The organism is Bacillus sp. 22446, from assembly GCF_052044955.1.
In the GTDB taxonomy this organism is placed as follows: Bacteria; Bacillota; Bacilli; order Bacillales; family Bacillaceae; genus Bacillus; species Bacillus altitudinis.
Window position 1 is genome coordinate 350,357 of the sequence record NZ_JBQEOD010000003.1, and the last position, 23,910, is coordinate 374,266.

Below are 23,910 nucleotides of genomic sequence, written 5' to 3' on the forward strand. Positions count from 1 at the left end.
ATGATGAAAAGAATAATAGATGTGGTCGTGGCACTGACACTGCTCATCGCAGGGATTCCTCTTTTCCTTCTCATCTATGGACTCATTCGGTGGAAAATCGGAGCGCCTGTGGTGTTTCGACAAGAACGGCCTGGTCTGTACGGACAGCCGTTTATGCTTTATAAATTTCGGACGATGACCGAGGAATGCGATGAACATGGCGTACTGCTTCCAGACCATCTTCGATTAACAAAAACCGGCGCCTTTATTCGTAAGCTCAGTCTTGATGAATTGCCGCAGCTTGTCAATGTACTCAAAGGGGAAATCAGTCTCGTTGGACCAAGACCGCTTTTAATGGAGTATTTACAAATGTACACAGAGGAGCAAGCGAAGCGTCATCTTGTAAAGCCTGGTATCACTGGATGGGCCCAGGTGAATGGAAGAAATACTCTCTCTTGGGAGGAGAAATTCACCTATGACCTCTGGTATGTAGAGCACCAATCGTTTTGGCTCGATATGAAAATCTTATGGATGACCTTACTGAAAGTCATCAAAACAGAAGGGGTGCAGCAGCCAAATCATGCAACAGCTGAAAAATTCAAAGGAACTGATACGTAAAGAGCAGCCCATTGGCTTAATAGGGGCTGGCGGACACAGTAAGGTCATTCAGGAGTTGATTTTTTTGCATCCTGAGTACTCATTGTGTGCTGTATTAGACGATCGATTTGAGGAAGCTGACCCTCAAACCGGCATTCTGTATGGTCCGATTTCTATGAGTCAAAAGGTAAGAGATGAAATACCTGATATGCAATGGCTTATTGCCATTGGGCAAAACGAAATCAGACAGAGGATCAAAGAACGTCTCGAATTTGAAGAGAGGGCATTTGCCACACTGATTCATCCAGAGGCAGTTGTGAGCTCGTCAACGAAGGTTGGCCGGGGAACGGTTGTGATGGCAAGGGCTGTTGTGCAAGCAGATGCAGTGATCGGTGAGCATGCCATTATCAACACCGGTTCTATCGTGGAGCATGACTGCTTTCTCGAATCCTTTACGCACCTATCCCCGGGAGCTGTGCTCACCGGCTGTGTCTCTGTGCGAGAGGGTGCTCATATTGGAGCTGGGGCTGCTGTCATACCTGGCAGAACCATTGGAAGCTGGGCAGTAATCGGCGCAGGAGCGGCAGTGACCCGAGATATACATGATCAGAAAGTCGCTGTAGGCGTTCCTGCAATTGAGATCAAAGATCGAAGAGAAGGTGGGAAATCATGAGAGACAGGAAACGAATCTACTTATCTCCTCCTCATATGAGTGGAAAAGAACAGAAGAAAATAGAGGAGGCATTTAAAAGCAATTGGATTGCACCATTAGGACCGCTTGTAAATGAATTTGAGCAAGTGGTCGCGGATTATGCAGGCGTGAAGAGTGGAGCGGCATTATCTTCAGGAACAGCAGCCATTCACCTTGCCTTAAAACTCATTGGCGTTCAAAAGGGAGATATGGTCTTTTGTTCCACTCTCACATTTGTTGCCAGTGCAAATCCTATTTTATATGAACAAGCGACGCCTGTTTTTATTGATTCAGAAAAAGAGACATGGAATATGTGTCCGCTGGCGTTAGAGAAAGCCTTTGCTGAAACAAAACGACTTGGGAAAAGACCCCGTGCGGTTATTGTCGTTCATTTATACGGACAAAGTGCAAAAATGGATGAAATCATAGCGGTGTGTGAGGCATATGATGTGCCAATCATTGAAGATGCGGCTGAATCGTTAGGCAGTATATATAAAGGAAGAAAAAGCGGTTCAATGGGCAGGTTCGGTGTGTACTCTTTTAACGGAAATAAAATCATTACAACATCAGGAGGCGGAATGCTTGTCAGTGATGATGAATCAGCCATCGACCGCTGCCGATTTCTCGCGTCACAGGCAAGAGAACATGCCCTACACTATGAGCATCAAGAGGAGGGATATAACTATCGGATGAGCAACCTGCTCGCAGGTGTAGGAATTGCACAAATGGAAGTGTTAGAGGAGCGTGTTCAGCAAAAACGTCGCATTTTCGAGCGTTATCAAGATGCTTTAGCCGATATTGAGGGCCTTCAATTTATGCCAGAATATCAAGAAACCACATCAAACCGCTGGCTGACCACATTCACCATGGATCATCATGCACAGATGTCTCCAGTAGAGATGATAGATGCTTTAGAACAAAAGCAGATTGAAGCAAGGCGTGTATGGAAGCCACTGCACCAGCAGCCGCTCTTTCATGGTTATCCTTTTTATACAACAGCCGATGAAGTCCCTGCATCTGAGTTGTTATTTGAGACAGGTCTTTGCCTGCCATCTGGTACAAGCATGACAGACGCGGAACAGGAGCTTGTCATTGATACACTGTACAACGCCCTGCAAAAGAAAGCATTACCCTCCTCATAGGCTGCTCGTTCATCAGCAGCCTGCCTCTCTTTTTAACAAATCCTTTAATTTGTGGAATAATAAGGAATATATATTGTTATTTCGTTTCAAATATGATATTGACAACAGAGTCCTTCCTCCTTAAAATGAAAATGATTATCAGCATCAATTAGGAGGAGCAACCAACTTATGTCGATTTGGAGTAATTTTCCGAAAATTAAAATAAATACAATATTACCTATCCTACTGATCTTCTTACTAGTAGGCTGTTCTCAAGCAAATAATGGAGCAGGTGGAGACAAGGATCATCCCGATATGATCACCATGGCATGGCCAAGAGATATTGGCGAAATGAATCCGCACATATACAATCCATCACAATTGTTTGCCCAATCCATGATTTACGAACCATTGGTGAGCTATCAAAAAAATGGAAAGCTTAAACCTGAATTAGCAAAATCATGGGATGTTTCCAAGGATGGCAAGGTGTATACGTTCCATCTTAGAGACAATGTCACGTTCTCAGATGGATCTAAATTTAATGCGAATATTGTGAAAAAGAATTTTGATACGATTTTAAAAAACAAAGAAGTACATAGCTGGTTAGGTGTCATAAAGAAAATCAAAAAGACAGAAGCAGTGGACAAGCAAACGTTTAAACTCACATTAACTGAGCCTTATTATCCAACTGTTCAAGAGCTAGCTGTTGTGCGCCCCGTTCGTTTCCTAGGCGAAGCAGGTTTTCCGAAAAACGGAGATACATCAAAAGGAATCGAAAAACCAGTGGGGACAGGTCCTTGGGTATTAAAGACGTACAAAAAAGATGATTACGCGATTTTTGAACGAAATGACCACTACTGGGGAGAGAAACCAAAGGTCAAAGAAATCAAAGTGAAGGTCATTCCAGATGCCGAAACAAGAGTGATGGCATTTGAAAAAGGCGATGTAGATCTACTTTACGGAGAAGGAACGATTAGCCTTGATGCTTTTAAACAACTAGAGGCGAGCGGCAAGTATGAAACGAAGATGTCAGAGCCTGTAGCCACAAGACAGCTTGTCATGAACACAAAAGTCGATCAGCTGTCAGATGAGAAAGTGCGTCACGCCCTTCAGTATGCGATCAATAAAACATCATTGGTGGAAGGTGTGACCTCTGGATTAGAGGATGTAGCAGATCACATCTTGCCGACAAACATGCCATATACGTCAGGCATCCGGGTGAAATCTTTCCAGTATGATGTGGACAAAGCGAAGGCTTTACTGGATGAAGCGGGCTGGACACTTCCAAAAGGAAAAACCATACGGGAAAAAGACGGAAAAACGCTTGAGTTTAGTATGATGTATGACTCAGCAGAATCGATTCAAAAAACAATGGCTGAAACACTGCAGGCAGAATGGGCAGCCATTGGGGTTGGTGTCAAACTTGAAGGTGTCGAGCTGGCGACGCAGGTTCAGCGGTTTAAAGCGAACAAATTTGATATGAACTTCTTTAGCAATTACGGAGCGCCGTATGATCCGCATACATTTATGAACGTTGTCTCATCAGATGGTTTTGGATTCAAAGAGGCGATCTCAGCGTATCCGAATAAAGATAAGCTGATCAAAGAAATGACGGAGATTCCATCGACAACAAATGAAAACAAACGCAAAGCACTTTATTCGTCCGTCTTATCTTCCTTGCAAGATCAAGGGGCGATTGTGCCAATCTCTTATTTTAAAAAGACAGCTGTTTATCAAAAAGATGTGAAGGACTTTGATTTCCCTGCGAATCGCGATGAACACCCTTTCACAGGCATCAAGCTGAAGTAACAGAAGGAAGGTAAGCAAATGAGCCGCTATATCATCAAACGAATGTTATCCATCATTCCTGTATTTCTACTAGCCACACTGTTCACAACTGGCATGATTCATCTGTCACCAGTTGATCCAGCGGAGGCATATTTAGCAGCGGCTCATATTCAGCCTACTGATGAAGTATTAGCCCAAAAACGAAGTGAATTTGGTTTAGATGAACCTTTTTACATGCAGTACCTTCATACGATTGAAAAAGTCGTCCGTCTTGATTTTGGGCGGTCGTATATGACCAATCAGCCTGTGCTTGATGAGGTGATCTATCGAATACCTGCGACGATTCAATTGGCGTTCACTAGTCTGCTGATCGCAATTTGTGTCAGTATTCCACTGGGCTTTTTCAGCGGCTTGAGAAAAAACGGCGTTGTAGATCATATGAGCCGGATGATTTCTTTCCTAGGAGCATCTATCCCGACCTTTGTTTTGGGGTATTTGCTCATCTTCTTTTTTTCAGTGAAACTCGATCTTTTACCTGTTGAAGGTGTTGGTACATGGGAACATCTTGTACTGCCATCCGTTACACTGGCTGTGCCGTTAATTGCGATGTATACGAGATTATTGCGAGCGAGTGTGAGTGAGACGCTTCACGAGCCTTTTGTTCAATATGCGAGAATGAGAGGGCTAAAGGAACAATCGATTATGTTCAAACATGTCTTCAGAATGGCGATATCACCGATGCTGACAGGACTTGGCGTGAATCTTGGCAAGCTGCTCACAGGGACTATTATTGTAGAGGCTGTTTTTTCATGGCCTGGATTTGGACGATTTTTTATAGAAGCGATCTTTAACCGGGATCTGCCGGTCATTCAATTTTATGTGTTGATGGCGGCGTGTATCTTTATCTTAAGCAGCTTGATGGTTGATCTCCTTCAGCTGCTCATTGACCCCCGTATTTCTAGAAAGGAAGGCCGCCAGCCATGATGACAAAAGTAAAACACCTCTTCTATCATCAAAAGATGATCTCGATCTGTGTGGTGCTGCTCGGTCTCCTGCTCATTGTGACGGTATGTGCACCATGGATCGCTCCGCATGACACGGCGACTGTTAATCTTGCAATGAAACTAAAGGGATCTTCATGGGAGTATCCTCTAGGCACCGACCAATTGGGAAGGTGCAATTTATCTCGTATTCTATATGGTGCTCGTATTTCACTAGGCTGTGCGTTGTTAATCTTTGTTTCCTCTCTATCTATCGGTTTAATCGTAGGGCTGATATCTGGATATAAAGGCGGCTGGATCGATCACGTATTGATGAGATTGTGCGACGGGGTCATGGCATTTCCGAATTTGGTACTGATCCTTGGATTAGTCGGTATTTTTGGACCGGGGCTTTCTCAAGTGGTGCTGGCTTTGATGCTTGTGCAGTGGGTGTATTATGCTCGCGTCTTTCGAGGGATGGTGCTTAGTTTAAAAGAACAAAACTTTATTGCAGCTGCGAAGATTAGTGGTACTTCCCATTGGAATATCATGAGAAAGCATATGATTCCGAATGTACTGCCGCCACTCGCGGTTGTGGGCACACTTGAAATGGGCTGGGCGATTATGGACATTTCCGCCATGTCTTTTCTAGGCTTAGGGGTTCAGCCCCCTACGCCTGAATGGGGAGCGATGATCCATGAAGGAAAATCGTATATTCAAACAAATCCTCAGCTGATGCTTTATCCGGGTCTTGTGATTATGGCTGTGGTCATTCTATTCAACTTACTGGGAGAAGCCCTTTCAGAGAAATATGGCGTCAAACGTCGTGTGTAAAGGAATGAGTCAGATGGAAGAGTCTATTTTAAACATAGAGAACCTGCATGTGCATACGAAAACGCCGCAAGGAACCATTTCTCTCGTTCAGGAAATAGCATTTGAGGTAAAGCACGGTCAAATTGTTGGATTAATTGGTGAGAGCGGATGCGGAAAAACGGTGACAAGTATGTCGATCTTAAACATGCTTGATCGAAAAACAACGGAAGTGACTGGCAGTATCACTCTACAAGGTCGAGAATTGATCGGTTTGAGTGAACAGCATATGCGGTCTATTCGTGGCAAAGATCTCTCATATATTATGCAAAATCCAATGAATAGCTTTACGCCTGTATGGACGATTGGACATCAATTGATTGAAACAATCCGCCGGCATACAGCTGTCAGTAAAAGGCAGGCACGGGTCCAGGCAATTAAAGCCTTAGAGAAAATGAACCTGCCGCATCCAGATCAATTACTGAGTAAATACCCTTTTGAATTAAGCGGGGGGATGCTCCAGCGTGTCATGATTGCTATGGCTGCCTGTATGCATCCGCCTCTGATCATCGCAGATGAACCGACAACCGCATTAGATGTACACAATCAGAAGCTGGTGCTTGAGCACTTGAATCAAATTCGTCATGAATACGGAACGGCGATTTTGCTCATTACCCACGATCTTAGTGTGATTGCAGAAATGGCAGACGAGGTCGTGGTGATGAAACAAGGAAAAATCGTTGAAAAGGCTGAAGTTCTTGAGCTTTTTGAACACCCGAAGCATGATTATACAAAGAAACTTTTAGCAGCTCGTCCATCCATTCCAGCTGTTTGCCCGATTTGAGGTGAGAAAACCGTTGCATTTAATAGAAGTGAAAGCAGTGAGTCATTCATATGGCAACCGATCGTTTATGATGAGGACAAAAGGGAGAACCCCTGTCTTGAAAAACGTCCATTTGACCATTGAAGAAGGCACTTGTCTTGGATTATTAGGTCAAAGTGGTGCAGGGAAAAGTACACTCGGCCGCATCATCCTTGGACTAGAGAAGCCAAGTAGCGGACAAGTTCTGTTTGAAGGTCAGGATATCATTCGTGCAGATCAGCGGACACATCAGCATTTCCGCCGACATGTACAAGCGGTATTTCAAGATTCATATTCAGCGGTGAATCCAAGGTGGACAGTGGAACAAATCTTATCTGAGCCGCTTGAAAACTATGAACCAATGACCCGAAAAAAACGTCAGCATATACTGATTCACTGGTTAGAAAGAGTAGGGCTCAGTGAGCAAGATTTGTCCAAGTACCCATACCAATTTAGCGGTGGCCAGCTACAGCGGATCAACATCGCCAGAGCACTGGTGCTTCAGCCAAAGCTCATTGTGCTGGATGAATCAGTCAGTAGCTTAGATATGGTTACGCAGGCTGTCATTTTAGATTTGTTAGTCGAATTAAAGAAAGAGCTGAAGCTTGCATACTTATTTATCACACATGATTTGACAGCGGCCTATCATTTAAGTGATCAATTAGCGATTCTTGATCAAGGTGAACTTGTGGCTCAGTTTCAATCGAAGGATGATTTCTTTATATCAGAGCACGAAGCTGTGCTGAAAATGAAGGAGGCAACGCTCGCCAGCCACCCTTTGTCTCGAACGATTGGCAGGCCGGTTCGTTAACTTTTTCATTCCCTCAATGCCTCTTTTAAGAGAGGCTATTTTTCATGAAAGGCAGGTGGCATCGTGAACCATCGAGCATATTTAGCTTTGGCGATCCCTTTAACCATTTCAACGATGACCACGCCATTACTTGGAGCTGTCGATACAGCAGTTGTTGGCCAGCTTGCCAACCCCGCTTATATAGGAGGCGTCGCAGTCGGCAGTCTCATTTTTAGTACATTGTACTGGCTGTTTGGCTTTTTACGGGTAAGTACATCTGCTTTTGCCGCCCAAGCAAACGGAGCGCAGAACGAGGAGCAGGGTGTTCTTGCTTTTCTAAGGCCTTTTTTGCTAGCTATTATCGTCGGACTTTGTTTTATTGCTCTTCAATGGCCCATTATTCAATCCGCATTATGGATCATCTCTCCTGCTGCTGATGTGCGCGAATATGCAGCGGACTATTTTCATATTCGGATCTGGGGAGCGCCATTTACCTTGATGAATTACGTCATACTCGGCTGGCTGATGGGGATGGCAAAAATGAAAGAAGCCCTTTCTTTACAAATTTTGATCAATGTCATGAATATGATCTTGGCATTGATCTTAGTTCATGCGTTTTCTTTTGCCGTCAAAGGTGTGGCAGCGGCGACATTGATCTCTGAACTCACTGCTTTTGTGTTAGGGGTCTGGATTATCTTGAAGCATACGTCAAACGGTTTTCGGATGCCGTCTATCCAGCAGATGATGGACACACGTGCAGTAAAGAAAATGTTTCATGTGAATAAAGACTTGTTTATCCGAACGATCTGTCTGCTTGTTGTGATCAACATGTTTACAGCAAAGGGAGCTTCTTTCGGAACGGAGCAATTGGCGGCGAATGCCATTTTATTTCAAATTCACTACATCATGGCCTATTTGTTCGATGGATTTGCCAATGCGTCCAGCATCCTTGTCGGTAGATCAGTAGGTGCGAACGACCGAGCGCTTTATGATAAAACATTAACCCTTTCGAGACAATGGGCAGTTGTGATGGCATGTGCTATTGCGGCAGGTTACTTTTTCTTTAAAGTACCGATTTTGAGCCTGTTTACAAATTTGCCTCAGCTTCTTGATGTGACACTGCAATATGCCGATTGGCTCGTTCTTTATCCGTTTGCTGCTTGCTTTGGCTTGGTGATTTATGGTGTATTCACAGGTGCGACAGAAATTGCTCCTGTTAGGAATTCAATGTTGTTTGCGATGATTTTGTTTGTGGCTGTTCAGGCGGCAGTCATTCCGATATGGCACAATCACGGACTATGGTTTGCCTTTATCATTTATACTGTAGGGCGGTCCGGCTTTTTGATGATGTACAAATCGAAGCTGGATCAAAAGCTTTTCCTGCATGAAAAACACCCTTTGCAATCATGAGAAAGGGTGTTGTTTTTCGTCCATTTATTCGCTTTCTTTTTTCACCTTTTGGTACGCTTCATCGAGATGCTGAATTCGCTTCAAGACAACAGCATTTTTCGTCAATTGGTCCTGCACAAGTGTAGAAACCACCGACCGATAATAAGCGTTCATGGCATGAATCTTGTCTTCATGTTGATTCATGGCAATGTGCTGTTTTAAATTGTCGATAAAGTATGGAACGGAAAAAAGTTCAGACATGGAAATCACTCCTATTTCGTATATACGGTCCGTCAATCTTCATGTAAAATGATGAGAGGGAGGGGAGACAATGAGCCTTAAACTGCAACAAGAACTAGTATTAAAGCAGGTACTCACGCAAGAACTCAGGCAGGCGATTACGCTGCTGCAATTGAATTGTGCAGAGCTGGGTGAGTATCTTGATCAGTTAGCGCTTGAGAACCCTCTGATTGAGCGGAAAGACACGGACAGCTATCAACCAGTTTATCATAAAAAAACGCAAGATCGAATGACAGAGCCGTATCGTACGCATCAACAAGAAAGCCTGCAAATGTATTTAAAGAGACAGGCCATTGATTTGAATTTAAGTGAAAAGAATCAAAGGATTTTTCAATTCATGATTGAGTCCATTGATTCCAATGGCTATTTAAATGAACCGGTTGACCAAATGGCCGCTGTGTTACAGGCTTCGGCAGAAGAAGTAGAGGCCGTTCTTCATCAGCTTCAATCATTAGAGCCTGCCGGTATTGGCGCTAGATCATTGCAAGAATGCATCCTGCTCCAGCTTAGACGAAAAAAAGATCGCTGGTATGAAGCAGAGCTGATCATCGAAGGGCATTTCTTTCTTTTCGCAAGGAAGGCTTGGAAGGAAATCGCAGCTAAAACAGGTATGCCGTTGAAAACCCTGCAAGCCATACAAGATGAGGTGTCGCTTCTCGAACCAAGACCAGGCCTTCATTTCTCTTATGAAGACCAGGATGTGTATATAGAACCAGATGTGTTGATTACAGCTGCGGGAGGTCACATCACATTCGAGTTGAACCAGCGTGCTTTTCCGGACATTGAAATGAATGAAGGGTATTTCGCCATGATTCAAGATCAAAAGCGGCATGAAGCATACACGTATCTAAAGGAAAAGCAGCAGCAGTACAATTGGCTTGTTCAAGCGCTGAAGCAGAGAAAACAAACGATGACAAATGTCGTTCGTGAGATTATCTTACAACAGACTGATTTTTTCCTGACCGGGAAGCATAAAATGAAACCGCTTACGATGAAGCGGGTTGCAGATATATTACAAGTGCATGAGTCGACAGTGAGTCGAACAGTCAAAGGGAAAATGGTGCAGACCCCATACGGATTAATGGAAATGAAACAGTTTTTTCAAGCGAAACTAGAAGGGCATTCGCTAGAAGAAGCATCCAGCTACACAGTGAAGACCCACATTGCGGAGCTGATTCAATCAGAAAATAAGAAAAAACCGTATTCGGATCAGCAAATCATGACGCAGCTTCAGCAAACCTTTGGTATCCGCGTCTCTCGCAGAACCATTGCCAAATATCGTGAACAAATGAACCTTCCGTCTTCCACGCTGCGGAAGCGATATGATTAAAAAGAAGCACATGCCAGAAACAATGGCACGTGCTTCTTTTTTGATGAGTGGAAGAGTGATAGAAGATTTCTTGAGAATTGAAAAAAGGGAAGACGTGTGATCTGAATTTTGGGGTAAAGTATAAGATAGGGCATGAGCCGATAGGGTAGACAACAGTGATGAGGTGAGACCAATTGAAATATAAACAAATCAAAACGAAAAAAATATATGAAGAAATTGCGGATGCATTAATCGAATCCATTCGAACGGGGGAGCTACTTCCGGGCGAAAAATTAGACTCGGTTCAAGCACTTTCTGAAAATTTTCAAGTCAGCCGTTCCGCTGTGAGAGAGGCGCTGTCCGCTCTGAAAGCGATCGGATTAATAGAGATGAAGCAAGGAGAAGGCACATATGTGAAGCAGTTCGATCCTGAGCAGCTCACATTTTGTTTATCTCCTGCTTTTTTGATGAAGCAGCAGGATATCGTGCTGCTTCTTGAAGTGAGATCAATCATTGAATCAGGTGCTGTCAAAAAGGCAGCATTGCTGCGGACAGACGATGACCTCCATCGACTGCAGGAGGCACTAGAACAAATGAAGCGTGCAGAAGCGCATAAAGAAATTGGTGAGGAGGCAGACCTCACATTTCATCTTGCCATCGCCAAAGCCTCAAAGAATCATTTACTAGCGGCGTTAATGAATCAGGTCTCATCCTTATTAATGGAAACGATGCGGGAAACGAGAAAAATCGTGTTATTTTCAAGAAAAGCGTCCATACGTCAGCTTTATAAAGACCATGAACGTATTTATCAAGCTGTCATGGACAAGCAGCCAGAAGAAGCGGAGAGGGCGATGCTTACACATTTGGAAAAAGTAGAACAACTTCTTGGTGAGGTGCTGCAAGAACAGGAAGGAAAGCCAGATATACAATAAGCTGTGCCGCATAACGGCACAGCTCTATTATTGAAGAGAAATATGCAGCTTTTTCATTCGATATTGCAAACTTTGCCTGCTCATGCCCAATATCTTTGCAGTCTGTGAAATATTGTCGTCCATTTTATTTAAGTAATGGACGATGTATTGTTTTTCAAATCGTTCCATTTGGGTTTGGAAGTCAGTTGTATGATCTGAGCTCGTGTAGACGAAGGTATCAGCTGCAGCTGTAGGCTGCACCGGACTCATCTGCATGTGTTCACTAGGATGACCTTCTCCTTGCTTGAATCGGAAATGGTAAGGAAGGTGATGCAAGCTTAAGGATGTTTCGTCCATCATCATATTCATTCCAGCCTCAATCACATGCTCCAGTTCTCTTACATTACCTGGCCAATGATACGTTTGGAACAGGGCAAGTACCTCTTCATCAGCCGCCTTCACATTCATTTGAAACAGTTCATTATATTTTTGAATAAAATGCATGACAAATGTGGGGATGTCTTCTTTTCGCTCAGAGAGTGGCGGGATAAACAAGGTGACAATGCCAAGCCGGTAAAATAAATCCTTTCGCATCCGTCCACCTGCGATCGCATCTACAGGGTCCTCATTCATATTAGCAATCACTCTCACATCAATGGCGATTTCCTTTGTACTGCCTAACCTTCTTACACGTTTCTCTTGCAAGACGCGCAATAGTTTTGCTTGAAGAGCTGGGTGTAATGAGTTGATCTCATCTAAAAGCAGTGTACCTCCTTGTGCTTGTTCGAATAGACCGGGCTGATCTGTTGCCCCTGTAAAAGCCCCTTTTTGTGTTCCAAAAAGCAGACTTTCAATCAGGTTATCAGGCAGTGCTGCACAATTCTGCGTAATAAATGGTCCAGATGAACGGCTGCTGCCATTATGAATGCTTTGTGCAAATAGCTCTTTCCCCGTCCCTGTCTCACCAACAATCAGCACATAAGAAGAGGTACGTGTGGCTCGTTTCGCATGTTCAATCACTTCTAAAAAGGCAGGACTCTCCCCAATGATTGAATCAAATGTAAAGCGTGTGTTTCCTTTTTTCTTCATATTGTGATGAATGAGCCGTTCCAGTTTCGTGACATCATTCGAAATTTCAACCGCTCCTTGAATCAGACCGTCTCGTACGAGCGGGTATGTATGGTTAATCGTTGTGATTTCTTTACTATTGTAGTTGTGATACGTCTGCTTTGCATGAACCGTCTGTTTCCCGGTTCGCAGCGCTTGGACAAGTGTACTGTGCATCTCGTCCTGAAACACAAAGAGGTCTAAGACATTTTTATAAAGGACATCAGAACGTTTTAAAGATTCGATCTCCATCATTTTTTTGTTATAAACAATGGTATTGCCATTTTCGTCAATGGCGTGAACCCCAACATCAATTAAATCGAGCATTTGTTTATATAGATCAATCTCATTTTCGAGCTTTGCGGTATGCTGATCTTTTTTCACTTGCGCCACCTCCAGACATTACCTCTATTTTACATGAAAAATTTTGCGGTTTCCTCTAAATAATTTTGCATATGCAAAATTATTTTGCGTTAAAGATGAGCACAATCCTAGGCACAGAGCGATCACTAAGTTGGCATGATCCTTGCATAACATAAGAGTGAAGATGAACCCAATCAAAAGAGGCAAGCTTATAGAAGGAGGAATACACGATGACACAGACAAAAGCATTGATTCATCAAACAGAACAATACGGTGCGGCGAATTATCATCCGTTGCCAATTGTGATTTCAGAGGCTGAGGGAGTGTGGGTGACTGATCCTGAGGGCAACCGCTACATGGATATGCTCAGTGCATATTCTGCAGTGAACCAAGGACATCGCCATCCCCGCATTATTGAAGCGCTTAAAACACAAGCTGACCGCGTGACACTCACATCAAGGGCCTTCCATAATGATCAGCTTGGCCCATGGTATGAGAAAATCTGCAAATTAACGAATAAAGAGATGGCATTGCCAATGAATACAGGTGCCGAGGCTGTGGAAACGGCGATAAAGGCAGCGAGACGATGGGGCTATGATGTCAAGGGAATCGAAGAGAATCGCGCAGAAATCATTGCATGTACCGGGAATTTTCATGGTCGTACAATGACGGCTGTGTCACTTTCTTCGGAAGCAGAATATCAAAGAGGTTTCGGTCCGATGCTTCCAGGCATAAAGCTCATCCCTTATGGAGATATTGAGGCGTTACGCGAAGCGATCACTCCGCAAACAGCAGCTTTTCTCTTTGAACCGATTCAAGGAGAAGCGGGCATTGTCATGCCGCCTGAGGGCTTTATAAAAGAGGCAAAAGCGATTTGTGAGAAGGAACATGTGTTATTGATCGCAGATGAAATTCAAGTGGGCTTAGCGCGGACTGGCAAGATGTTTGCATGCGACTGGGAAGACATTGAGCCGGATATGCTGATTCTTGGTAAAGCACTTGGCGGTGGGGTATTCCCGATCTCATGTGTTGTAGCAAACCGTGATATTTTAGGTGTATTTAATCCAGGGTCTCACGGGTCTACCTTCGGCGGGAATCCTCTTGCGTGCGCAGTATCACTTGCTGCACTAGATGTGTTAATCGATGAGAAGCTTGCCGAGCGCTCATTGGAGCTAGGGCAATATTTCAAAGACAAACTGTCACGCATTCAAAGTCCTGTCATTAAGGAAGTCCGCGGGCGTGGACTATTTATTGGGATGGAACTGACTGAGGCAGCTAGACCTTATTGTGAGAAGCTCAAGCAAGAGGGGCTGTTATGCAAAGAAACCCATGAGACAGTGATTCGATTTGCACCGCCGCTTACCATTTCAAAAGAAGACTTGGATTGGGCAATTGCTCATATCCAAGCGTTATTTCAAGCATAAATGATCAAGGGGAGAATCCTTCAAATTCTCCCTTTCTCTTTCAATGAACGGCGTATTTTGTCAAAGGTTGATGAATAGAAGAGTGAAAGTGGGGAAACGGATTTGAAGCCAGAACAGCATAATGAACTAGAGCGTTCCATGAAAAGCAGACATCTCTTTATGATTGCCTTAGGTGGGGTCATCGGAACAGGCCTTTTCCTTGGATCAGGACTCATTATTCATCAGGCAGGCCCAGGGGGAGCCATTCTTTCGTTTATCATTGGCGGGTTGCTCATGTATTTGGTCATGCTCTGTCTTGGTGAATTAGCAGTGGCGATGCCGACAGCTGGTTCCTTTCAGGAGTATGCAACCAAATATATAGGTCCGTCCACAGGCTTTATGATCGGCTGGCTTTATTGGTTTAGCTGGGCATGTACAATTGGACTGGAGTTTACGTCAGCAGGCATTTTGCTCCAAAGGTGGTTCCCAGATATCCCTGTTTGGCTTTGGTGTCTTGCCTTTAGTGTCATCTTATTTTCCATCAATGCCATCTCGGCACGCAGCTTCGCTGAAACAGAGTTTTGGTTTTCAGCCATCAAGGTTGCTGCGATCTTATTGTTTATTATCATTGGAATTGGCGCAATTTTCGGAATGATTCACTTGAAAGGTGGGGAACCAGCCCCTCTATTTCGTCATTTGACGGATCATGGTGGACTTTTTCCTAATGGTCTTTTTGCGATTTTATTAACCATGGTCACAGTCAATTTCTCCTTTCAAGGAACAGAGCTTGTAGGGATTGCAGCAGGTGAGAGTGAAAGTCCAGAAAAAACACTCCCGCGCTCTATTCGAAATATTATTTGGCGGACGATGGTCTTTTTTGTTTTATCGATTGCGGTTCTTGCAGCACTTCTTCCATGGCAGACCGCCGGCGCAGTGGATAGTCCGTTTGTTGTGGTGTTGGACAAGGTCGGCATACCATACGCTGCAGATATCATGAATTTTATTATCATTACAGCCGTTTTATCTGTAGCGAACTCTGGATTATATGCATCATCACGTATGCTTTGGGCGCTTTCAAAAGACGGGAAAGGACCTGTTTTCACGAAAAAATTATCCAAGCGAAAAATCCCGATCAATGCCTTATTGGTGACAATGGGTGTATCTGCTCTATCACTGCTCACGAGTGTTGTAGCACCAAAAACGGTATATGTCTGGCTCATCTCCATTTCGGGTATGGTGCTTGTCGTGGTTTGGATGTCGATTTGTTTATCCCAATACTTCTTTAGGAGGCAATTCATAAAAGAGGGCGGAGATGTAAAGGATCTTGTCTTCCGAACTCCTTTTTATCCATTTGTGCCATTAGCAGGCTTTATCGCATTTGGCATTGTTCTTATCAGTTTATTCTTTATTGAGGATCAGCGGATTGGTCTTTATTGCGGAGTTCCATTTATGGCCGCCTGCTACATCATTTACTACCTCAAGATTAAACCGAAGGAAGATGCGAAACGATTTAATGAAGAGAAAGAAACGATACCGAAAACATAAGCAGGCGGCTTTTGACCGCCTGCACCTTTTCAAAGACAAATGCATTCAATATAGAAGAAAATAAATAGTTTTAAAAAAATAAAATGGCGGAAAGCTAGATGACAAGCAGGTTATCGGTCAAAATGTGTCTATTTTTTGTCTGAATGTGTTTGTAAGAGTTGAAAATGCAAGATTATCCTGTTAAAATAATTAAAGAAAGCAGGGATTGATTTTTTTTGGCTGTGGCGGGACGTTTTTTGTCACAGTGGGACGTTTTTAGTCCAACGTGAAAAGAAAGGGTCGTTAGCCATGAATCGTTTATTGGAAGCTCAAAAAAAATTATTACCAGATCTTCTCACAGTTATGCAAAAGCGCTACGACATTTTGCAGTACATCAGATTAGCTGAACCAATTGGTCGCAGAAGTCTTGCGACAAGTCTTGGTCTGAGTGAACGTATCTTAAGAGCTGAGGTTCAGTTCTTAAAGGAACAAAATCTGCTGGATGTCAAAACGAGCGGTATGATGCTGACGACTGAAGGTCATGCTTTGCTTGAAATGCTTGAAGGAATGATGAAGGACGTTTTAGGTTTAACCTTTTTGGAAAATACATTAAAGAGGAAATTAGGCCTGGAAGAAGTCATCATCGTTTCTGGTGACAGCGATGAATCCCCGTGGGTGAAGCAAGAAATGGGAAGAGCTGCTGTTCAATGTATGAAAAAAAGGTTTACTGGAAATAATATCGTCGCCGTCACTGGCGGAACGACGATGGAAGCTGTTGCCGAAATGATGACCCCTGATGCCAAAAACAGAGACATGATGTTTGTCCCTGCGAGAGGCGGTCTTGGGGAGAATGTAAAAAATCAGGCAAACACCATTTGTGCCCACATGGCTGAAAAAGCTTCCGGTACTTACAAACTGCTGTTTGTTCCAGGACAGCTGTCAGAAGGTGCTTACTCTTCCATTATTGAAGAGCCGTCTGTCAAAGAAGTGCTTCAAACGATTAAATCATCCACGATGCTCATTCATGGAATCGGTGAAGCAAAAACAATGGCGATGAGACGAAACACACCCGCTGAAGATTTAAAAAAGATTGATGAGCATGACGCAGTGACAGAGGCTTTTGGCTATTACTTTAATCGTGATGGCGAGGTCGTCCACAAAGTGCACTCCGTCGGCATGCAGCTAGATGATTTAGAAAGCATTCCACACATCATTGCTGTTGCTGGTGGATCATCAAAGGCTGGGGCCATTGAAGCTTATTTCAAAAAACCCCGCCGAACGGTTCTCGTCACAGACGAAGGAGCCGCAAAAGAGTTATTAAGGGAGTCAATCGATCCCTCAATATAAAACATTGTGACCTATAAAAGGAGGAAACATCATGGCAGTAAAAGTCGGTATTAACGGATTTGGACGTATTGGACGTAACGTATTTCGTGCAGCATTAAACAATCCTGAAGTTGAGGTAGTAGCGGTTAACGATCTAACAGACGCTAACATGCTTGCACACCTTTTACAATATGACTCTGTTCACGGAAAACTAGATGCAGAGGTTTCTGTAGACGGTACGAACTTAGTAGTGAACGGTAAAACAATCGAAGTATCAGCTGAGCGTGACCCTGCGAAATTAAGCTGGGGTAAACAAGGCGTAGAAATCGTTGTTGAATCTACTGGATTCTTCACAAAACGTGCAGACGCTGCTAAACACTTAGAAGCTGGCGCTAAAAAAGTCATCATCTCTGCTCCTGCTAACGAAGAAGATATCACAATCGTTATGGGTGTAAACGAAGACAAATACGATGCAGCTAGCCACGATGTCATCTCTAATGCATCTTGTACAACAAACTGCTTAGCTCCATTTGCAAAAGTACTTAACGATAAATTTGGTATCAAACGCGGTATGATGACAACTGTTCACTCATACACAAATGACCAACAAATTCTTGATCTTCCGCACAAAGACTACCGTCGTGCTCGTGCAGCTGCGGAAAACATCATCCCAACTTCTACAGGTGCTGCGAAAGCTGTTTCACTTGTATTGCCTGAACTTAAAGGTAAATTAAACGGTGGCGCTATGCGTGTTCCAACACCTAACGTTTCTTTAGTTGATCTTGTTGCTGAATTAAATCAAGATGTGACAGCTGAAGACGTAAATGCAGCACTTAAAGAAGCAGCTGAAGGAGAACTTAAAGGAATCCTTGGCTACAGCGAAGAGCCATTAGTATCTGGTGACTACAATGGTAATGCAAACTCTTCAACAATCGATGCTCTTTCTACAATGGTAATGGAAGGCAGCATGGTGAAAGTCATTTCTTGGTACGATAACGAGAGTGGATATTCTCACCGCGTTGTTGACCTTGCAGCTTACATTGCAAAACAAGGTCTTTAATTTCTCACACTGAAGGAACTCACTTGGTTCTTTCCTAGAGACACGATATAATGAAGACGGACAAGGGAAGGGGAAGCATCCCTTTCCCTTTTTCTCTGTATTTATCCGTTCTGCACGATTTCTCGTTTTGATGAGGGCAAAATGGGAAAAGGATAAAGAGAGACTTGTCCAATGCGTAAGGAAACCAGAATAAAGGAGGATCTCCTGACGAGCATGAATAAGAAATCAGTAAAAGACATTGACGTAAAAGGTAAAGTTGTGTTCTGCCGCGTAGATTTTAACGTTCCAATGAAGGACGGAAAAGTGACGGATGATACTCGTATTCGCGCAGCATTACCAACGATTGAGTATTTAACAGGACAAGGCGCAAAGGTACTACTAGCTAGTCATTTGGGTCGTCCGAAAGGTCAAGTTACTGAAGAACTGCGTCTGACACCTGTAGCAAAACGTCTGCAAGAGCTTCTTGGACAAGAAGTGAAAAAAGCAGATGAAGCTTACGGCGACAACGTGAAAAAGCAAATCTCTGACTTAAAAGAAGGAGATGTGCTAGTGCTTGAAAACGTTCGTTTCTATCCTGGTGAAGAAAAGAACGATCCTGAATTATCAAAAGCGTTTGCTGATTTAGCCGATGTGTATGTCAATGATGCGTTCGGTGCTGCACACCGTGCACATGCATCCACAGCTGGTATTGCAGCGTATCTTCCGGCTGTTTCAGGCTTCCTCATGCAAAAAGAGCTTGAGGTTCTAGGAAAAGCCATTTCAAACCCTGATCGCCCATTTACAGCGATTATCGGTGGCGCAAAAGTAAAGGATAAAATCGGTGTAATTGAAAGTCTTCTTGATAAAGTGGACAACCTGATCATCGGCGGCGGACTTGCTTATACATTTGTCAAAGCACTTGGCCACGAAGTAGGGAAATCTCTATTAGAAGAAGACAAAGTAGATTTAGCGAAATCCTTTATGGACCGTGCAAAAGAAAAAGGCGTGAACTTCCTGATTCCAACAGATGTTCTGGTAGCCGACGACTTTTCAAATGATGCGAATACAAGCATTGTGCCAATCTCTGAAATTCCAAGTGATTTAGAAGCACTTGATATTGGAACAGAGACAAGAGAGAAGTATGCTGATGTCATTAAAAACAGCAAACTTGTTGTCTGGAACGGACCAATGGGTGTATTTGAAATCGATGCATTCGCTAAAGGAACAAAAGCAATCGCAGAAGCACTGGCAGAAGCGAAAGATACATATTCTGTCATTGGCGGTGGAGATTCAGCAGCAGCTGTTGAGAAATTTGGTCTTGCCGATCAGATGAGCCATATTTCTACAGGCGGCGGCGCTTCACTTGAATTTATGGAAGGCAAAGAACTTCCAGGTGTGACTGCATTAAACGATAAATAAGACCAAAACTGCTATAAGGAAGTGTCAATCATGAGAAAACCAATTATAGCTGGGAACTGGAAGATGAACAAAACACTTGGTGAAGCTGTAAGTTTCGTTGAAGAAGTCAAATCATCTATTCCATCTCCTGACAAAGTGGAATCTATTGTCTGTGCACCAGCCCTTTTCCTTGAAAAGCTGAACAGCCTTTCTAACGGAACAGACCTTAAAATTGGTGCGCAAAACATGCACTTTGAAGAAAACGGTGCATTCACTGGCGAAATCAGCCCTGCTGCGCTTAAAGATCTTGGCATCGGCTACTCAGTGATCGGTCATTCAGAGCGCCGCGAATTCTTCGCTGAAACAGATGAAACAGTGAACAAAAAAGCACATGCTGCATTCAAGCATGGCATCGTTCCAATCATCTGTGTAGGTGAAACGCTTGAAGAACGTGAAGCAGGCAAAACAAACGAACTTGTCGCTGATCAAGTGAAGAAAGCACTAGCTGGTTTAACGAAGCAGCAAGTCGCTGAATCTGTCATTGCCTATGAGCCAATCTGGGCGATCGGTACAGGTAAATCTTCTACAGCGAAAGATGCAAACGATGTTTGTGCGCACATTCGCCAAACGGTTGCAAGCGAATTTGGTCAAGAAGCGGCAGACAGCCTTCGCATTCAGTATGGCGGAAGCGTGAAACCTGCGAATATTAAAGAATATATGGCAGAATCCGATATTGACGGTGCTTTGGTAGGCGGCGCAAGCTTAGAACCTCAGTCTTTCGTTCAATTATTGGAGGAAGGTCAATATGAGTAAGAAACCAGCTGCATTAATCATCTTAGATGGATTCGGTTTAAGAGGCGAAACAGTCGGTAACGCTGTTGCCCAAGCAAAGAAACCGAACTTCGACCGCTACTGGAACGAATTCCCGCATCAAACCTTAACGGCTTCAGGTGAGGCAGTGGGCCTCCCAGAAGGTCAAATGGGGAACTCTGAAGTTGGGCATTTGAACATCGGTGCAGGACGCATCGTGTACCAAAGCTTAACAAGAGTGAATGTGGCCATTCGTGATGGGGAATTTGAGAAAAACGAAACGTTCCTAGATGCAATGACTTATGCAAAAGAAAATGACAAGGCCCTTCATCTATTCGGTCTCTTGTCAGACGGCGGTGTGCATAGCCACATCCAGCATCTTTTTGCCTTGCTGAAACTAGCGAAAAAAGAAGGCTTAACAAAAGTATACATTCACGGCTTCTTAGACGGACGTGATGTTGGTCAGAAGACAGCGAAAGTGTACTTAAAACAGCTTGAAGAACAAATCAAAGAAATCGGTGTCGGAGAAGTGGCAACACTTTCTGGACGCTATTACTCAATGGACCGTGACAAGCGCTGGGATCGTGTGGAGAAAGCATATCGCGCGATGGCGTATGGTGAAGGCCCAAGTTATCAAAACATCTATGATGTCGTTGATGACTCCTATGAAAATGGAATCTACGATGAGTTTGTTATTCCATCTGTCATTACGAGAGAAAATGGTGAGCCGGTTGCAAAAGTAAACGACGGCGACTCTGTGATTTTCTATAACTTCCGTCCAGACCGTGCGATTCAAATTTCAAACACATTCACAAATGAAGATTTCCGCTCGTTTGACCGCGGGGAAGCACATCCGAAGGATTTACACTTCGTCTGCTTTACACACTTCAGTGAAACGGTAGATGGCTATGTGGCTTTCAAACCAGTGAATTTGGATAACACAGTAGGAGAAGTACTTTCTCAAAATGGATTGAAGCAGCTGCGGATTGCTGAAACAGAGAAATATCCTCACGTGACGTTCTTTATGAGTGGTGGACGTGAAGAAGAATTTCCTGGAGAAGACCGCATCTTAATCAATTCACCAGATGTCGCAACCTATGACCTCAAGCCAGAAATGAGCGCTTATGAGGTAAAGGATGCGCTTGTTGCAGACATCAATGCGGATAAGCATGATGCGATCATTCTGAACTTTGCTAACCCAGATATGGTGGGGCATTCAGGTATGCTTGAGCCAACAATCAAAGCCATTGAAGCAGTAGATGAGTGCTTAGGAGCTGTAGTCGACGCAATCCTTGCAAAAGGCGGACACGCCATCATCACGGCAGACCACGGTAACGCAGACGTGCTCATTACCGAAGAAGGAAAGCCGCATACTGCACATACAACGAATCCTGTGCCAGTCATCGTAACGAAAAAAGGTGCGACGCTTAGAGAAGGCGGCATTTTAGCTGATCTATCTCCAACGCTTTTAGACTTACTTGGACTTGAAAAACCAAAAGAGATGACAGGAACATCATTGATTCAAAAATAACAAATTGATTCAAAAGGAGAGAAATAACGATGCCATACATTGTTGACGTATATGCACGCGAAGTATTAGACTCTCGCGGTAACCCAACAGTTGAAGTAGAAGTTTACACAGAATCTGGCGGCTTTGGCCGTGCACTAGTACCAAGTGGTGCTTCTACTGGTGAATATGAAGCAGTAGAACTACGTGACGGAGACAAAGACCGTTACCTTGGAAAAGGTGTTTTGACAGCTGTAAACAACGTAAACGAAATCATTGCACCAGAGCTTTTAGGCTTTGATGTAACAGAACAAGTAGCGATCGACAAAATGTTAATCGAACTTGACGGAACAGAAAACAAAGGGAAATTAGGTGCAAACGCAATCCTTGGCGTATCTATCGCTGTAGCACGTGCGGCTGCTGATTTCTTACAAATTCCACTTTATCAATACCTTGGTGGATTCAACTCCAAAACGCTTCCAGTACCGATGATGAACATCGTCAACGGTGGAGAGCATGCGGATAACAACGTAGACATTCAAGAATTCATGATTATGCCTGTAGGTGCTCCAAACTTCCGTGAAGCACTTCGCATGGGCGCACAAATCTTCCATAGCCTGAAATCTGTATTAAGCGCAAAAGGCTTAAACACAGCTGTAGGTGACGAAGGTGGATTCGCTCCAAACCTTGGTTCTAACGAAGAAGCACTTCAAACAATCGTAGAAGCGATTGAAAAAGCTGGTTTCAAACCAGGTGAAGAAGTGAAACTTGCGATGGATGCTGCATCTTCTGAGTTCTATAACAAAGAAGACGGTAAATATCATTTATCAGGTGAAGGTGTTGTGAAAACATCTGCTGAAATGGTTGACTGGTATGAAGATATGGTATCGAAATACCCAATCATCTCAATCGAAGACGGTCTTGATGAAAACGACTGGGAAGGTCACAAACTATTAACTGAGCGTCTTGGCAGCAAGGTTCAGCTAGTAGGAGACGACTTGTTCGTAACAAATACGAAGAAGCTTTCTGAAGGAATCAAAAACGGCGTTGGTAACTCAATCCTCATCAAAGTAAACCAAATCGGTACATTAACTGAAACATTTGATGCAATCGAAATGGCGAAACGTGCAGGCTATACAGCTGTTATCTCTCACCGTTCTGGTGAAACAGAAGACAGCACAATTGCAGACATCGCTGTTGCAACTAACGCTGGACAAATCAAAACAGGTGCTCCGTCTCGTACGGACCGTGTGGCGAAATACAACCAATTACTTCGCATCGAAGATCAATTGGCTGAAACAGCTCAATACCACGGCATTGCTACATTCTACAACTTGAATAAGTAATGTAAAGTAACGCGCTGCGTGCGCTCTTTTGAAAAGAGCGTATCGCAGCGCTTTTTTTATGTTGAAAAAAAGACGCAAAGCTGGCTCAAGCGAATAGGCTCTGCTTCCTTTGTCATATCCTATTTTTGTAAAAAATCATCCTTCAGTCAGAGGAAAAACGATGAACTTGACGATTTATAAGCAATAAATCATGAAAACTCTACTAAAAATATGATCTGAATTGAACTTATGCTATTTGCATGGGGGTGGTATCATTTTACATATATTAGGGGGTGATGAGATGCTGAATCCTTTTAGCCTTCGTTTTCCAGTAGGCGTGTACATGTATGTCCTTCACCTACTGGCGGCATATGATGAAAGGAAGCAACGAATTCTAACTTCTAAGAACGTACAGAAAAATGCATTTTGGATTTATGTCCTTGCCGCTATCTTAGGCATTGTGACAGCTGCCGCTTTGATTTGGGCATGCAAAACATTTGGAAAAGGCTCGAAATTTTTAGGAGAGTTCAAGTTTTTAGGCCTGTATATTAAAATCAAATGCGGCTTCTAACAAATGGTGA

The 23,910-nt window shown here is 43.5% G+C and carries 22 protein-coding genes; 20 read left to right on the forward strand and 2 right to left on the reverse strand.

Going from position 1 to position 23,910, the window contains the following annotated elements; translation table 11 throughout:
* The first annotated feature begins 3 nt into the window (after nucleotides 1-3).
* The 9 genes from ACTJJD_RS09045 (at nucleotide 4) to ACTJJD_RS09085 (ending at nucleotide 9,028) form a co-directional block, all read left to right on the forward strand.
* Nucleotides 4-597, forward strand: a complete 594-nt coding sequence (locus ACTJJD_RS09045; RefSeq protein WP_440608321.1) for a sugar transferase — start codon at nucleotides 4-6, stop codon at nucleotides 595-597.
* Complete coding sequence (locus ACTJJD_RS09050) at nucleotides 560-1,249, forward strand: acetyltransferase (RefSeq protein WP_065461111.1); 690 nt, start codon at nucleotides 560-562, stop codon at nucleotides 1,247-1,249. Before ACTJJD_RS09045 ends, ACTJJD_RS09050 begins: the two co-directional genes overlap by 38 nt.
* The gene (locus tag ACTJJD_RS09055) at nucleotides 1,246-2,409 is read left to right on the forward strand and encodes a DegT/DnrJ/EryC1/StrS family aminotransferase (protein WP_165379137.1); all 1,164 of its coding nucleotides are present in this window, start codon (nucleotides 1,246-1,248) and stop codon (nucleotides 2,407-2,409) included. The genes ACTJJD_RS09050 and ACTJJD_RS09055 overlap by 4 nt, the downstream gene beginning before the upstream one ends.
* A 168-nt stretch (nucleotides 2,410-2,577) precedes the next feature.
* Nucleotides 2,578-4,197, forward strand: coding sequence for a nickel ABC transporter substrate-binding protein (gene nikA / locus ACTJJD_RS09060; protein WP_048002931.1), 1,620 nt, complete (start codon nucleotides 2,578-2,580; stop codon nucleotides 4,195-4,197).
* Nucleotides 4,198-4,215: 18 nt separating this feature from the next.
* On the forward strand, nucleotides 4,216-5,160 hold the full coding sequence (nikB, locus tag ACTJJD_RS09065; protein ID WP_440608322.1) for a nickel ABC transporter permease subunit NikB: 945 nt from the start codon (nucleotides 4,216-4,218) through the stop codon (nucleotides 5,158-5,160).
* The gene (nikC, locus tag ACTJJD_RS09070; RefSeq protein WP_440608323.1) at nucleotides 5,157-5,990 is read left to right on the forward strand and encodes a nickel ABC transporter permease subunit NikC; all 834 of its coding nucleotides are present in this window, start codon (nucleotides 5,157-5,159) and stop codon (nucleotides 5,988-5,990) included. Before nikB ends, nikC begins: the two co-directional genes overlap by 4 nt.
* Nucleotides 5,991-6,003: 13 nt before the next feature.
* Nucleotides 6,004-6,810 (forward strand): nickel import ATP-binding protein NikD, encoded by an 807-nt coding sequence (gene nikD, locus ACTJJD_RS09075; RefSeq protein ID WP_125589619.1) that lies wholly within the window; start codon nucleotides 6,004-6,006, stop codon nucleotides 6,808-6,810.
* Between the two features lie 13 nt (nucleotides 6,811-6,823).
* Nucleotides 6,824-7,639 (forward strand): ABC transporter ATP-binding protein, encoded by an 816-nt coding sequence (locus tag ACTJJD_RS09080; RefSeq protein WP_281215699.1) that lies wholly within the window; start codon nucleotides 6,824-6,826, stop codon nucleotides 7,637-7,639.
* A 63-nt stretch (nucleotides 7,640-7,702) separates the two neighbouring features.
* Nucleotides 7,703-9,028: an MATE family efflux transporter gene (locus tag ACTJJD_RS09085; RefSeq protein WP_281215698.1), complete on the forward strand. Its 1,326-nt coding sequence runs from the start codon at nucleotides 7,703-7,705 to the stop codon at nucleotides 9,026-9,028.
* Nucleotides 9,029-9,052: 24 nt separating this feature from the next.
* On the opposite strand, the gene yvfG is transcribed toward ACTJJD_RS09085, so the two are convergent.
* A complete protein-coding gene (gene yvfG, locus ACTJJD_RS09090; protein WP_017359206.1) occupies nucleotides 9,053-9,268 on the reverse strand; it encodes a protein YvfG in 216 nt (71 codons plus the stop codon).
* Nucleotides 9,269-9,338: 70 nt separating this feature from the next.
* Between yvfG and rpoN the strand changes: the two genes are divergently transcribed.
* Together rpoN and ACTJJD_RS09100 are read left to right on the forward strand one after the other, a co-directional pair.
* A complete protein-coding gene (gene rpoN / locus ACTJJD_RS09095) occupies nucleotides 9,339-10,637 on the forward strand; it encodes an RNA polymerase factor sigma-54 (RefSeq protein WP_242731083.1) in 1,299 nt (432 codons plus the stop codon).
* A gap of 173 nt (nucleotides 10,638-10,810) precedes the next feature.
* Nucleotides 10,811-11,548 (forward strand): FadR/GntR family transcriptional regulator, encoded by a 738-nt coding sequence (locus ACTJJD_RS09100; protein WP_242731081.1) that lies wholly within the window; start codon nucleotides 10,811-10,813, stop codon nucleotides 11,546-11,548.
* Nucleotides 11,549-11,575: 27 nt separating this feature from the next.
* Here the strand turns inward: ACTJJD_RS09100 and ACTJJD_RS09105 are convergent, their stop codons facing one another.
* Complete coding sequence (locus ACTJJD_RS09105) at nucleotides 11,576-13,018, reverse strand: sigma-54 interaction domain-containing protein (RefSeq protein ID WP_278193010.1); 1,443 nt, start codon at nucleotides 13,016-13,018, stop codon at nucleotides 11,576-11,578.
* A gap of 209 nt (nucleotides 13,019-13,227) precedes the next feature.
* On the opposite strand from ACTJJD_RS09105, the gene ACTJJD_RS09110 reads away from it, so the two are divergent.
* The 9 genes from ACTJJD_RS09110 (at nucleotide 13,228) to ACTJJD_RS09150 (ending at nucleotide 23,900) form a co-directional block, all read left to right on the forward strand.
* Nucleotides 13,228-14,421, forward strand: coding sequence for an ornithine--oxo-acid transaminase (locus ACTJJD_RS09110; protein ID WP_008347715.1), 1,194 nt, complete (start codon nucleotides 13,228-13,230; stop codon nucleotides 14,419-14,421).
* A 138-nt stretch (nucleotides 14,422-14,559) separates the two neighbouring features.
* Nucleotides 14,560-15,945, forward strand: coding sequence for an amino acid permease (locus ACTJJD_RS09115; RefSeq protein ID WP_052463368.1), 1,386 nt, complete (start codon nucleotides 14,560-14,562; stop codon nucleotides 15,943-15,945).
* Between the two features lie 288 nt (nucleotides 15,946-16,233).
* Complete coding sequence (locus ACTJJD_RS09120; RefSeq protein ID WP_008347711.1) at nucleotides 16,234-17,271, forward strand: sugar-binding transcriptional regulator; 1,038 nt, start codon at nucleotides 16,234-16,236, stop codon at nucleotides 17,269-17,271.
* 31 nt (nucleotides 17,272-17,302) lie between these two features.
* Complete coding sequence (gene gap, locus ACTJJD_RS09125) at nucleotides 17,303-18,310, forward strand: type I glyceraldehyde-3-phosphate dehydrogenase (protein WP_007500174.1); 1,008 nt, start codon at nucleotides 17,303-17,305, stop codon at nucleotides 18,308-18,310.
* A 213-nt stretch (nucleotides 18,311-18,523) separates the two neighbouring features.
* Nucleotides 18,524-19,708: a phosphoglycerate kinase gene (locus ACTJJD_RS09130; protein WP_017359212.1), complete on the forward strand. Its 1,185-nt coding sequence runs from the start codon at nucleotides 18,524-18,526 to the stop codon at nucleotides 19,706-19,708.
* 30 nt (nucleotides 19,709-19,738) lie between these two features.
* Nucleotides 19,739-20,500, forward strand: a complete 762-nt coding sequence (gene tpiA, locus ACTJJD_RS09135; RefSeq protein ID WP_017359213.1) for a triose-phosphate isomerase — start codon at nucleotides 19,739-19,741, stop codon at nucleotides 20,498-20,500.
* Nucleotides 20,493-22,028, forward strand: a complete 1,536-nt coding sequence (gene gpmI, locus ACTJJD_RS09140; RefSeq protein WP_017359214.1) for a 2,3-bisphosphoglycerate-independent phosphoglycerate mutase — start codon at nucleotides 20,493-20,495, stop codon at nucleotides 22,026-22,028. The genes tpiA and gpmI overlap by 8 nt, the downstream gene beginning before the upstream one ends.
* 29 nt (nucleotides 22,029-22,057) lie before the next feature.
* Entirely contained in the window at nucleotides 22,058-23,350 is a 1,293-nt protein-coding gene (eno, locus tag ACTJJD_RS09145) for a phosphopyruvate hydratase (RefSeq protein WP_003212752.1), read from the forward strand.
* 280 nt (nucleotides 23,351-23,630) lie between these two features.
* Entirely contained in the window at nucleotides 23,631-23,900 is a 270-nt protein-coding gene (locus ACTJJD_RS09150; RefSeq protein WP_008347702.1) for a hypothetical protein, read from the forward strand.
* The last annotated feature ends 10 nt before the right edge of the window (nucleotides 23,901-23,910 follow it).

Excerpts from the sequence above, each read along its gene's own strand:
- ACTJJD_RS09115 (WP_052463368.1), top strand. The coding sequence starts at position 14,560 with ATGAAAAGCAGACATCTCTTTATGATTGCCTTAGGTGGGGTCATCGGA.
- nikC (WP_440608323.1), top strand. The coding sequence starts at position 5,157 with ATGATGACAAAAGTAAAACACCTCTTCTATCATCAAAAGATGATCTCG.
- ACTJJD_RS09045 (WP_440608321.1), top strand. The coding sequence starts at position 4 with ATGAAAAGAATAATAGATGTGGTCGTGGCACTGACACTGCTCATCGCA.
- ACTJJD_RS09055 (WP_165379137.1), top strand. The coding sequence starts at position 1,246 with ATGAGAGACAGGAAACGAATCTACTTATCTCCTCCTCATATGAGTGGA.
- ACTJJD_RS09050 (WP_065461111.1), top strand. The coding sequence starts at position 560 with ATGCAACAGCTGAAAAATTCAAAGGAACTGATACGTAAAGAGCAGCCC.
- ACTJJD_RS09120 (WP_008347711.1), top strand. The coding sequence starts at position 16,234 with ATGAATCGTTTATTGGAAGCTCAAAAAAAATTATTACCAGATCTTCTC.
- nikD (WP_125589619.1), top strand. The coding sequence starts at position 6,004 with ATGGAAGAGTCTATTTTAAACATAGAGAACCTGCATGTGCATACGAAA.
- nikA (WP_048002931.1), top strand. The coding sequence starts at position 2,578 with ATGTCGATTTGGAGTAATTTTCCGAAAATTAAAATAAATACAATATTA.
- nikB (WP_440608322.1), top strand. The coding sequence starts at position 4,216 with ATGAGCCGCTATATCATCAAACGAATGTTATCCATCATTCCTGTATTT.
- yvfG (WP_017359206.1), bottom strand. The coding sequence starts at position 9,268 with ATGTCTGAACTTTTTTCCGTTCCATACTTTATCGACAATTTAAAACAG.
- tpiA (WP_017359213.1), top strand. The coding sequence starts at position 19,739 with ATGAGAAAACCAATTATAGCTGGGAACTGGAAGATGAACAAAACACTT.
- gpmI (WP_017359214.1), top strand. The coding sequence starts at position 20,493 with ATGAGTAAGAAACCAGCTGCATTAATCATCTTAGATGGATTCGGTTTA.
- eno (WP_003212752.1), top strand. The coding sequence starts at position 22,058 with ATGCCATACATTGTTGACGTATATGCACGCGAAGTATTAGACTCTCGC.
- rpoN (WP_242731083.1), top strand. The coding sequence starts at position 9,339 with ATGAGCCTTAAACTGCAACAAGAACTAGTATTAAAGCAGGTACTCACG.
- ACTJJD_RS09150 (WP_008347702.1), top strand. The coding sequence starts at position 23,631 with ATGCTGAATCCTTTTAGCCTTCGTTTTCCAGTAGGCGTGTACATGTAT.
- ACTJJD_RS09130 (WP_017359212.1), top strand. The coding sequence starts at position 18,524 with ATGAATAAGAAATCAGTAAAAGACATTGACGTAAAAGGTAAAGTTGTG.
- ACTJJD_RS09110 (WP_008347715.1), top strand. The coding sequence starts at position 13,228 with ATGACACAGACAAAAGCATTGATTCATCAAACAGAACAATACGGTGCG.
- gap (WP_007500174.1), top strand. The coding sequence starts at position 17,303 with ATGGCAGTAAAAGTCGGTATTAACGGATTTGGACGTATTGGACGTAAC.